This is a genomic window from Pseudomonas sp. MWU16-30323 (assembly GCF_020515595.1).
Classification (GTDB): Bacteria; Pseudomonadota; Gammaproteobacteria; order Pseudomonadales; family Pseudomonadaceae; genus Aquipseudomonas; species Aquipseudomonas yamanorum.
Map to the genome: position 1 here is coordinate 1 of NZ_JAIWYM010000060.1, position 10,895 is coordinate 10,895.

Sequence of the window (10,895 nt, forward strand, 5' to 3'; positions counted from 1 at the left end):
AGCTGTCGAGCTTTAGCGAGGCTGCGAAGGCGGCGGCATGCTCGATAAGTAGATTGCCTGACACACCGCTATCGCAGCCTCGCCGAGGCTCGACAGCTCCTACAGTTGATCGGGGTGACTCAGACCGCTTCCAATTCTGTCTTGAACAACCGATACCAGAAAATCGCCACTTCACGGGTCTGCGGGTCGATCCCGCGATAGCGCAGGTGGTCGATCCCGCCCATCACATAGCCACAACGCTCATACAACCGGCAGGCACCAAGGTTGTTGTTCTGGGTTTCCAGCATCATCCCCGGCAGGTTTTTCTTGCGGCTCCAGAACTGCGCCACGTCCAGCAACGCCTTGGCCACCCCATGTCGCCGCGCCGGCAATACCACCGCCAGCTCATCCACATGGGCAAAGCCATTCCAGTTGGTGCTGACCACGATGTGCCCAACGGGCCGGTCATCCAGGTACGCCATGAACACGGCACTGTCGGCAGCGTCCCGGAAGCTGGCGAATTCCTCGGGATCGATGCCGTAGCATTTGCGGTACGGCACGATACGCTCCACCGCCCACTGATCGACGCGCTTGCCCATTTCCGGCACACCGTAGGCATTGACCTCAAAGCTGAAGTCGTTACCCCACACGTAGGCGTCAAATCCCTCATCAGCCACGCGGACACTGAGACCCGGGTACTTCGGGTTCATTACAGCTTGCATAAACATTCTTAACCCTTGATGCAATCGACGGTGTAACAGCGACCATTGCCGTCATCTTCGTGTTGCAGTCCATGAACATCGGCGACAAAACCGGGGAAACTACTGTCGAACGTCCTGGCAAACGCCAGGTAATCAATAATCGAGCGAGTCGATTCGGTGAAGCGCTCACCCGGCATGATCAACGGAATGCCCGGCGGATAAGGCACCAGCATGACCGCTGCGATGCGTCCTGGCAAAGCGTCGATGGACACCGCCTCGACTTCGCCCTTGACCAACAGGTCGTAGGCATCGGCCGGTTTCATCGCGATTTCCGGCAATACCGTGTACATGCGCTTCAAGTGCTTGGCCGTGGCATTGCTGCGGTAGCAGCTGTGCAACTGGTCGCACAGATCCTTCAAACCCAATCCCTGATACCGCACCAGGCCCTGCTGAAACACCGATGGCAAACAGGCAGCAAGGCTCACGTTGGCGTCATAACTGCGCTTGAATTCCAGCAATTCGGTAAGCAGGGTACTCCACTTGCCTTTGGTGATGCCCATGGAAAACAGCACGAGAAACGAATACAGCCCGGTCTTTTCCACCACCAGCCCACGTTCCCAAAGGAATTTACTGACCACCGCAGCGGGTATTCCGCACTCGCTCAGTGCCCCGCCGGCGTTCAGGCCGGGCATCACCAGGGTGACTTTGATCGGGTCCAGCAGCACGTAGTCTTCGGCGATATCGCCAAAGCCGTGCCAGTCGGCCTGGGGTTGCAGCAGCCAGTCCGCCGTCACCACCCGGTCGATGCCCGCCACCAGCGGCGGCTGCCAGATGGAGAACCACCAGTCTTCAGCGGCGATGTGCTGGCGCAGGTTGGCCAGGGCACGACGAAAGCTCAGGGCTTCGTCAAACATCTCTTGCAGCAACGAGCGCCCCGCCGGGCCTTCCATCATCGCCGAGGCCACATCCAGGGAGGCGATGATGCTGTACTGCGGCGAGGTGGAAATATGCATCATGAACGCTTCGTTGAAGCGATCCCGGTCGAGCTTGCGCACACCGCCATCCTGCACATGGATCATCGACGCCTGGCTGAACGCCGCCAACAGCTTGTGGGTGGAGTGCGTGGTGAACACCAGTGGGCTGTCGGCCGTGCGCGAAGTGCCCATGCCATAGCGCCCGGCGAAAAACTCATGAAACGCCGCGTAGGCGTACCAGGCTTCGTCAAAGTGCAGCACCTCGACACTGTTGCCCAGTTGCTGCTTGATCAGCTCGGCGTTGTAGCACAGGCCGTCGTAGGTCGAGTTGGTGACCACCGCCAGCTTGACCTTGGCCGGTCGACCTCGGGTCAGCGGGCTGGCGTCGATCTTGGCGCGGATCGACTCGGGGCTGAACTCGCTCAGGGGAATCGGCCCGATGATCCCCAGTTCATTGCGCTCCGGGCACAGGTACAGCGGGATGGCGCCAGTCATGATGATCGAATGCAGCACCGACTTATGGCAGTTGCGGTCCACCAGCACCAGGTCATCCCGGCCAACCATGGAATGCCAGACAATCTTGTTGGCCGTGGACGTGCCATTGATCACGAAGTACGTGTGATCCGCGCCAAAGTTGCGCGCCGCCCGCGCCTCGGCCTCGGCCAGCGGGCCGGTGTGGTCCAGCAGCGAACCGAGCTCCGGCACCGACACCGACAAGTCCGAACGCAGGGTGTTTTCCCCGAAGAACTGATGAAACGCCTGCCCCACCGGGCTCTTGCGATAGGCCACGCCACCGCCATGGCCGGGGGTGTGCCAGGAATAATTCGAATCCGCCGTGTGCTGCACCAAGGCCTTGAAGAATGGCGGCAACAGGCCATCCAGGTAAGCCCGCGCGGCCCGCGCCACTTGCCGCGCGAGAAACGGTACCGTGTCTTCAAACAGGTAGAGAATGCCCCGCAACTGGTTAAGTTCGCTCATGGCGTCGGCCGGGGCGTTTTCCAGGGTGACCTGCTCACCGAGGGCGAAGATCGGCAGGTTCGGCGCCCGCACCCGCGCCAGGCGGATCAGCTCCACCATGTTTTGCATCAGGTGGGTATTTTCCCCGGCCCCCTCGGCGGCAATCAGCATGCAGGCCAGGCCGTGATGGGTCGAGGCCACCAGGCGGCCCTCGGCGTAGTCCACCGCCGAAAAGATACTGAAGCCCTCCTGTTCCAGCTCCCGGGCGATGCCCCGGACGCGGTCGCCGGCAACGGTGTCGGCCTTGATGTCGCGGTGCACGATCAGAACCGGGAACTTCAGGTCTTTGTACATGAGCGCTTGGCGTCCTGAGGGCTATGCCTTCAGGGTAGAAGCTCGGGGCGGATGTGGCGAATGAAGATGCGCAAATGCTGGCCTATAAAATTTATAGCGATAGAATTGGCGCCATTCCACGCCCGCCTCCCTGACACGAGCCCCCCATGAGCTTTGACTTCGACAAGATCCACTCCCGCCTCGGCACCGGCAGCACCAAGTGGAGTCGTTACCCGCAAGACGTTCTGCCGATGTGGATCGCCGACATGGACATCGCCGCGCCACCGGCGGTGCTTCAGGCGCTGCACCAGCGTCTCGATCAACAGATCCTCGGCTACAGCGTGGCCTGCGATGGCGTGCGGGAGGCAATCGTCGCCGACCTGTGGGCCAAGTACGCCTGGCGCGTGCAGCCCGATGAGCTGTTGTTCCTGCCGGGTGTCGAGCCGGGTTTCAACATGGCGTTGCATGCGTTTGTGCAACCCGGGCAACCGGTGGTGTTGCAGACCCCCAACTATCGCCCGATTCGCCTGGCACCTGGCCACTGGAACCTGCCAAAGATCGAAGTGCCATTTGAGTTGAGCGTCGAGGGCGAGTACCTCACGCCGTTGCCAGCGATGCGGGAGGCACTCAAAGGCGCCGGTGCGCTGCTGTTGAGCAACCCGCACAACCCGATGGGCAAGGTCTTCCCCCGTGAAGAACTGCTGGCCGTGGCCACCGCCTGCCTGGACCAGGGCGCGCTGATCGTCTCCGATGAAATCCACGCCGAGCTGTGTTTTGACGGCCGCCGGCATATCCCTACCGCCAGCCTCAGCCCGGAAATTGCCCAGCGCACCATCACCCTGATGTCGGCGAGCAAGGCGTACAACGTCGCCGGGCTGAAGACCTGCTTTGCGGTGATCCAGAATCCGGAGATTCGCGAACGCTTCAATCACGCCCGTTGCGGCATGGTCGACAGCGTCAGCCCCCTGGGCCTGGAAGCCACCCGTGCGGCCTACAGCGACTGCGGCGACTGGCTGCAAGCGCTGGTGGCCTACCTGCAAGCCAACCGCGATTACCTGCTGAACGCCGTGCAAACCCGCCTGCCTGGCGTGGTGATGCATGCGCCCCAAGGCACCTACCTGGCCTGGCTCGATTGCAGCGCCCTGGGCCTGGACGACCCGCAACGGTTCTTCCTTGAACAGGCCAAAGTCGGCTTGAGCGCGGGGATCGAATTCGGCGATGACAGCCAGCAGTTCGTGCGCCTGAACTTCGGCTGCCCACGGGCCATGCTGGAAGAAGGCATTGCCCGCCTGGAACGCAGCCTGCGTCACCGTTAAGGCGCAATTCACAACTTTTCGCAACGACCGCCGAACCCCTGCTGTTACTGTTTTTGCCGATTCGTCCCACCGGTAATAGCAGGAGTTCCATGGCATGACGACCCAGCCGCTCAACCGCTCGACCGACCCCAAGCCCCTTCCGCTCACGCCGCCCAAGTCCGGCGCGGCGTTCCATGTGCTGCTCAAGAACAGCGCCAACAACAAGAAGGTCGAGGCCGGCGACAAAACCGCGCAAGGGCTCGCTGCCAGCAAGGAACAAGGCTATGAACTGGCCGACAAGGACGCCGCACCGCCGGCGAGCCTGGGTGACTACAAGGCCATCGGCCCGGCGGATGAAGTCGGCCCCGGGCTGATCCGTTATGAAACCCAAGATGGCAAGAAGGTCATCGTCAGCGAAAAAGACAGCCCCGACCTGTTCAAGCAAGTCAGCGCCGACTTCAAGGCCCTGTCCGGCGTCAACGCCAGCGAAGCCGCCGGCTACGAGCGCCTGGGCAGCGATGCCACGGCCCCGGAAAAACTCGGTGACTACAAATCCCTCGGCCCGCCCGACGAAACCGGCCCCGGCGTGATCCGCTACGAAACCCAGGACGGCAAGAAGTTCGTCATCAGCCAGCGAGACAACCCCGAGGCCTTCCAGAAAGCCAAGGACGCCTACGAGAGCTTCACCGGCCTTACCAGCAGCGAAGACGCCGGCTACAAGCGCGCCAGCGACAACGAAGTGTGGCCGCCCTACGCCGGCACCACCGTCGGCCCCGAGGATGAAGTCGGCCCCGGCCTGATCCGCTTCGAAAGCAACGGCCAGAAAATGGTCGTGGCCCGGGACGACAACCCCAAGCTGTTCGATTACCTGGCGGGCCTGCACGAGGTCTACACCCACCCGGACAAAAAGGCCGCCGTGGAGTCCGCACTCAACGACGGCTCCACCCTGGCGGACGCCAACACCCAACCGCCGGAACTGAATGACTACAAGGGCTTCGGCTGGATCGAAGGCCAGCAAGGCAATGTACTGACTTATGAAACCCACGACGGCACCAAAGTCGTGGTGTCGGCCGACGTCAGCCCGGAACTGTTCAAGAGCGTGGCCACCGCCCAGGACACCTGGAGCAAGATCCACTCCAGTGAAGACGCCGGCTACAAGCTGGCGGGGCCGAATGATTTCCTGAAAAACACCGAGATCACTTTCGGCTCCCCCGATGAACTGGGGGACGGCCTGATCCGCTATGAAACCAGTGAAGGCAAGGTCATCGTTTCCAAGGAACTCAGCCCGCAGCTTTACGACGAAGTGGTCGCCAAGTGGGAAGCCTGGAGCGCCGGCACCGTCGACGAAACCCGCGCCAAGTACAACCTGCCGAGCAACGACGAACTGGACGTGCTCAACCTCGACACCGGCGTGCACGCCGACAAGGACGACGATAAATCGCCGACCCAAAGCGTCAGCGAACTGGCCACCACTGAACTGATCGACACCTACCGCGCCGGCGTCAAGGACGGCTCGATTCCCAAGGACGACCCGCGGGCCAAACTGGTCCGCGCCCTGGAAGCCCAGGCCGCCTACCAGAACGGCCACGGCATCACCGGCTACGAAGAATCCAAGCGCCCGTTCAACACCACCTGGCGCGAGTTCGATGACAAGCAGACCGAACTCACCTCCGCCGACATGCACGACATCATCGACGGCAAGGCGGTGCAGGAGCAGATCGGCGAACTGTTCAAAGACCCGACCGTGCAGGCCGACTACAAGACCAAGATGGACGACGCCATCAGTCACCTGCCCAACAAGGACGAGATCAAACAGAAGCTCCTCGACCTGACCAGCAACCCGGACTACGTGCTGTACCTCAAGGACCTGCAAAAACAGGGCAAGAGCCACGAAGCCCAGCAAGACCTGAGCAACACCCTCACCTCGCTGTCGCTGTTCGACCCGGAAGCCGCCACCAAGGCCGCGCAGAATATCCAGGCCGACGGGCTGACCACCGACCTCAACGAGATCCTCTCGGACCCGAGCAAGATCTCCGACGAGAACAAGGAACTGGCCACCAAGGACCTGTTCGGCCTGCTCAAGGGCGTGCTCAAGGGCAACCTGCTGGACCTGCCGCGTCGCAGCCAGGAAGTGCTGGAGAAATTCCTCAACGAGGGCCTGGAGGGCAAGGAGAAATCCTCGGCCGTGACCAAGGCCCTGGAAGAACTCGGCGACGTCTACAAGAACAGCGGCACCATCAGCGAAGCCGACGTGAAAACCGCCCTGAGCAAACCGTATATCCCGGTGGCGGATCGCGGCATGCTCGGCGAGGTGTTCAACACCCTCAACAGCAAAGGCATCCTCGGTTCGATGGGCGCCGGCGTCAGCCTGTTCTCGGGGATTTACCAACTGGTGGGCAAAGGCGGCAAGCTCGGCGAAACCCCGGCCCAACGCATGACCATCGCCAAGGACTTCCTGAGTTTTGCCGGCGGCGCGAGCCACTTCGTCAAGCTCGGTGACAAGATCGGCGAAGCCCTGGGCAAGGGCGGCCTGGTGGACTTCCTCGGCCTGGACAAGACCCTGCCGGAAATCTGGGGCAAGGAAGGTGCGGCCGGCAAAGTCATCGACTTCAGCAAGCCCACCGAGATCGACTCAAAGGTCAGCAAGGAAATCGCCGCCGCCCTGGACGCGGTTCCCGACAGCCAGTACGACGGCGTCGCCAAGCTGTTTGGCGAAGGTGACAAAGCCGTGACCGAAGCCACCGAAGGCCTCGCCACTCACCTGGATGACGGCCTCAAGGCCGCCGGTGCGGCCAAGCTTGGCGCCTCCCAATCGGCGAAGATCGCCGGTTCCGTGATCAAGGTGCTGGGCCCGGCAACCGACATTGCCGGTGGTTTTGCCGACATTGTGCTCGGCGCCCTGGCGATCAAAAGCGGCGTGGACAGCAAAGACCCCTTGGCTCAGGCCGCAGGTGGCTTGCAAGTGGCGGGCGGTGCGTTCGGCGCGTCGGCCGGGGTATTGGGTGCGGCGGCGCTGTTTGGCGCAGGCACGGCGGCGGCGCTGACCGGGCCGCTGTTCCTGGTGGGTGTGGTGTTGGCAGTGGTGGGCGGGATCATCGGCTACTTCGTCGACCACAACAAAAAACAGAAGGCCACCGAGAAGGAAAACGACTGGTACCGCGACCTGGCCGGCGACGGTTTGTTGCAGGACAACTGGGCGGACAAGGTCGAATACGCCCACTACGAAATCCACCACTACCACGGCCGCGACACGCCGACCGATGACAGCCTGTTCCGCTTCCAGCAATCGGAGTGGGAGCATTTTGACTCGACACCACAAAGTGGCGGCTCGTCGAGCAACCGGCTGGATGGGGATTTGCACAAGGACTACAAGGACCCGAGTGAAACCCCCAAGGCACTGCCGGATGCTTCGGATGAGAAGCCTGGGGCCCGGCCGTCAGGAGGCGGCCCTCGCCTCAACTAAATCTACACAAATCAGTGTGGGAGCTGGCTTGCCTGCTCCCACATTTGGATTGGGTTCACAACTGGATTGCAGTCACAGCTTGGCGATCGACACTTCAGTCGACTTCACAAAGGCAATCACTTCACTGCCCACCTTCAATTCCAGGTCACGCACCGAGCGTGTGGTAATCACCGACGTCACGATCCCCGACGCGGTTTGCACGTCGATCTCGGACACCACTTCGCCGATCAGGATTTCCTTGATCACGCCTTTGAACTGGTTGCGCACGTTGATCGCTTTAATGGTCATGTCGGCTTTCCTTTGGTCTGTTGGGTCAATCCGCACGAATGCGCAGGCACTCAAAGTGCCCTATTCAAGAAACCAATAAAAGGAATATATAACTCTTTATTTATTCCATAAAAACATATGCAAACTGTTGCGCAGCCAACAGTGATTCAACAAAGTGCCCTCCCCGATCACAGCACCCACCAACCCAACCCCAATAAAACCGGGCCTTCGACTGCTGGCACAGAGGCTGCATATTCCTATAACGCATGATGGAACATGCCATATGAATTTTCTGAATATAAGAAAAGCCTTCTCTTTCCCGCCTTGCCCGGAGCTGTTCCATGAAACCCTTCGTCAACACCCTGTTGGGCGCCTGCGCCCTCGCCCTCAGCCTGCAACCCCTGGCCCAAGCGGCGGAAACCGCCCCTGCGCAAGTCAATCTGGACTACGCCTATTACTCCCCGGTGAGCCTGGTGCTCAAGCATTTCGGCTGGCTTGAAGAAGCGTTGCCGCAAACCAAAGTCGGCTGGGTGTTGAGCCAGGGCAGCAACCGCTCCCTGGAATACCTCAACAGCGGCGGCGTCGACTTCGCCTCGTCCGCCAGCCTGTCGGCGGTGTTGAGCCGGGCCAACGGCAGCCCGATCAAGTCGGTGTATGTGTACAGCCGCGCTGAATGGACCGCACTGGTGGTGCGCAAGGACTCAACGTTCAAGAGCGTCAGCGACCTCAAGGGCAAGAAAATCGCCGCCACCAAAGGCACCGACCCGTACCTGTTCACCCTGCGCAGCCTGCAGAAAGCTGGCCTGAGCAAGGACGACGTGGAATTGGTGCACCTGCAACATCCGGACGGTCGCACCGCCCTGGAAAAAGGTGATGTCGACGCCTGGGCCGGCCTCGACCCGCACATGGCCGCCAGCGAGATCCAGGCGGGCTCGCGCCTGCTGTACCGCAACAAGGACTTCAACAGCTACGGCGTGGTCAGCGTGACCGACCAGTACGCCAAGGAGCACCCACAGACCATCGCCAAGGTGCTCGGCGCCTATGAAAAAGCGCGCAACTGGGCGGTCAAGCACCCTGACGAATTCGCCAAGCTGCTGGCCGACGAATCCGGCCTGCCCCTGGACGTGGCCAAGCTGCAACTGTCGCGCACCGACTTGAGCAACCCGTTGCTCACCGCACAGGACGTGGTGTCGTCCAAGGCCGCCGCGCCGATCCTGGTGTCGGAAGAACTGGTGCGCCGTGGGGTGAATGTAGATCAGGTGATCGACCAGTTGATCGACCCAAGCTTTGGCCAGGCTTTGCCTCGTCCATAAGGGGAGCGTCATGAGCAGCAAAAGCGAAACCCTGCCCGTCGCACTCGCGCCAACGCTCACCGTGCAGCGCAGTGCCTGGCCAAGGCGACTCAAGGGCCTGGCGTTGCCGGTGCTGATCCTGGTGATCCTTGAGGTAGTGGTGCGCATCGGCTGGCTGCCGTCCTACCAGATGCCGGCCCCCAGCGAGATCGCCGTGACCCTCACCGACCTCGCTGAAGGCGCGCTGTGGAAACACATCAGCGCCAGCCTGTTGCGGGTGCTGCTGGGGTTCACCATTGGTGCCAGCCTGGCGCTGGTGTTTGCCGCCTGGGTCGGCTTGAGCCGCGAGGCCGAGGCGTACCTGGAGCCGACCTTCGCCGGCCTGCGCTCGATCCCGAGCCTGGCGTGGGTGCCGCTGTTGCTGCTGTGGCTGGGCATTGATGAGACCTCGAAGATCGTGCTGATTGCCATCGGCGCGTTCTTCCCGGTGTACCTCAATGGCGTCGCGGCGATACGCGATATTGACCGCAAGCTGGTGGAAGTCGGGCAGATGTATGGCTTCAGCCGCACACGCCTGGTGCGGCGCATCCTGTTGCCTGCCGCCCTGCCCGGTTTGTTCACCGGCTTGCGCAGCGGCCTGAGCCTGGCGTGGATGTTCCTGGTGGCGGCCGAGTTGATCGCCGCCACCAAAGGCCTGGGTTACCTGCTCAGCGATGGCCGGGAAACCTCGCGGCCCGACATTGTGCTGGCGGCGATCATCGTGTTGGCGCTGCTGGGCAAGATCAGCGACGGCCTGTTGGCCGCCCTGGAAAAACGCTGCCTGGCCTGGCGCGATACCTTCAACGGCCAAGGCCCGGAGCATTGAGCATGAGTGAAGCGCTATTGGATATTCGCGTCGAGCGTAAGAACTTCGGCGCCACCACCGTACTGACCAACGTCCACCTGGCCCTGCAACCGCGGGAAGCGGTGAGCCTGCTGGGCCCCAGCGGCTGCGGCAAAAGCACCTTGCTGCGGATCGTCGCCGGGCTGGAAAAGGACTTTCAGGGGGAACTGCTGCAAGGCGGTGGTGAGGTTGCATTTGTCTTCCAGGAGCCGCGTCTGATGCCGTGGCTGACGGTGGAGCAAAACATCGGCTTCAGCGATGACGACGGCTATGACAGGGCCTGGGTCGCGCAGTTGATCGATGAGGTGGGGCTGACGGGGTTTGGCCGGGCGTTACCCAAGGCGTTGTCGGGCGGGATGGCGCAACGGGTGGCGATCGCTCGCGGGCTGTATTCGAGACCGCAGGTATTGCTGCTGGACGAGCCGTTCAGCGCGGTGGATGCGTTTACCCGCATGAAGCTGCAGGACCTGTTGCTGCAGTTGGCTGAACACCATGGGATCGCCTTGCTGCTGGTGACTCACGATGTGGACGAGGCGCTGTACCTGAGTGACCGGGTGTTGGTGATGGACAACCGGCCCAGCAGCATTCGCCAGGAGCTGGCGGTGGAGCTGGTGCATCCGCGGGATCGACGGGATCCGCTGTTGGCGCGGCTCAAGGCACTGGCGCTGACTGAGCTGCAGCGGGCGCATGTGATCTGACCGATGCAGTGATCCCCCCTGTATTTGTGTTGGGGGCGAGTTAGGCTGGGGGT

General features: G+C 61.9%; 8 protein-coding genes. 5 read left to right on the plus strand and 3 right to left on the minus strand.

What is annotated here, in order from left to right; all coding sequences use genetic code 11:
• Window positions 1-119: 119 nt before the first annotated feature.
• On the minus strand, window positions 120-689 hold the full coding sequence (locus LIY45_RS30145) for a GNAT family N-acetyltransferase (RefSeq protein WP_017480421.1): 570 nt from the start codon (window positions 687-689) through the stop codon (window positions 120-122).
• 20 nt (window positions 690-709) lie between these two features.
• Window positions 710-2,965 (minus strand): arginine/lysine/ornithine decarboxylase, encoded by a 2,256-nt coding sequence (locus LIY45_RS30150; RefSeq protein ID WP_226478648.1) that lies wholly within the window; start codon window positions 2,963-2,965, stop codon window positions 710-712.
• Between the two features lie 146 nt (window positions 2,966-3,111).
• Between LIY45_RS30150 and LIY45_RS30155 the strand changes: the two genes are divergently transcribed.
• On the plus strand, window positions 3,112-4,260 hold the full coding sequence (locus LIY45_RS30155; protein ID WP_226478650.1) for a PatB family C-S lyase: 1,149 nt from the start codon (window positions 3,112-3,114) through the stop codon (window positions 4,258-4,260).
• 94 nt (window positions 4,261-4,354) lie between these two features.
• Entirely contained in the window at window positions 4,355-7,702 is a 3,348-nt protein-coding gene (locus tag LIY45_RS30160) for a hypothetical protein (protein ID WP_226478652.1), read from the plus strand.
• Between the two features lie 72 nt (window positions 7,703-7,774).
• Here LIY45_RS30160 and LIY45_RS30165 read toward each other — a convergent pair whose 3' ends face one another.
• Complete coding sequence (locus LIY45_RS30165; protein ID WP_003217010.1) at window positions 7,775-7,990, minus strand: TOBE domain-containing protein; 216 nt, start codon at window positions 7,988-7,990, stop codon at window positions 7,775-7,777.
• A gap of 320 nt (window positions 7,991-8,310) precedes the next feature.
• On the opposite strand from LIY45_RS30165, the gene LIY45_RS30170 reads away from it, so the two are divergent.
• From LIY45_RS30170 to LIY45_RS30180, 3 genes are read left to right on the plus strand one after another with little or no spacing between them, the layout of a single operon-like run.
• Window positions 8,311-9,282 carry an aliphatic sulfonate ABC transporter substrate-binding protein gene (locus LIY45_RS30170; RefSeq protein WP_226478653.1) on the plus strand — a complete coding sequence of 324 codons (972 nt, stop codon included), beginning with the start codon at window positions 8,311-8,313 and terminating at the stop codon, window positions 9,280-9,282.
• Window positions 9,283-9,292: 10 nt separating this feature from the next.
• Complete coding sequence (locus LIY45_RS30175) at window positions 9,293-10,126, plus strand: ABC transporter permease (RefSeq protein ID WP_226478654.1); 834 nt, start codon at window positions 9,293-9,295, stop codon at window positions 10,124-10,126.
• 2 nt (window positions 10,127-10,128) lie between these two features.
• Window positions 10,129-10,842 carry an ABC transporter ATP-binding protein gene (locus tag LIY45_RS30180; protein ID WP_226478655.1) on the plus strand — a complete coding sequence of 238 codons (714 nt, stop codon included), beginning with the start codon at window positions 10,129-10,131 and terminating at the stop codon, window positions 10,840-10,842.
• Window positions 10,843-10,895: the final 53 nt, after the last annotated feature.

Coding starts and splice junctions, on each gene's coding strand:
- LIY45_RS30170 (WP_226478653.1), top strand. CDS start 8,311: ATGAAACCCTTCGTCAACACCCTGTTGGGCGCCTGCGCCCTCGCCCTC.
- LIY45_RS30165 (WP_003217010.1), bottom strand. CDS start 7,990: ATGACCATTAAAGCGATCAACGTGCGCAACCAGTTCAAAGGCGTGATC.
- LIY45_RS30155 (WP_226478650.1), top strand. CDS start 3,112: ATGAGCTTTGACTTCGACAAGATCCACTCCCGCCTCGGCACCGGCAGC.
- LIY45_RS30180 (WP_226478655.1), top strand. CDS start 10,129: ATGAGTGAAGCGCTATTGGATATTCGCGTCGAGCGTAAGAACTTCGGC.
- LIY45_RS30160 (WP_226478652.1), top strand. CDS start 4,355: ATGACGACCCAGCCGCTCAACCGCTCGACCGACCCCAAGCCCCTTCCG.
- LIY45_RS30175 (WP_226478654.1), top strand. CDS start 9,293: ATGAGCAGCAAAAGCGAAACCCTGCCCGTCGCACTCGCGCCAACGCTC.
- LIY45_RS30150 (WP_226478648.1), bottom strand. CDS start 2,965: ATGTACAAAGACCTGAAGTTCCCGGTTCTGATCGTGCACCGCGACATC.
- LIY45_RS30145 (WP_017480421.1), bottom strand. CDS start 689: ATGAACCCGAAGTACCCGGGTCTCAGTGTCCGCGTGGCTGATGAGGGA.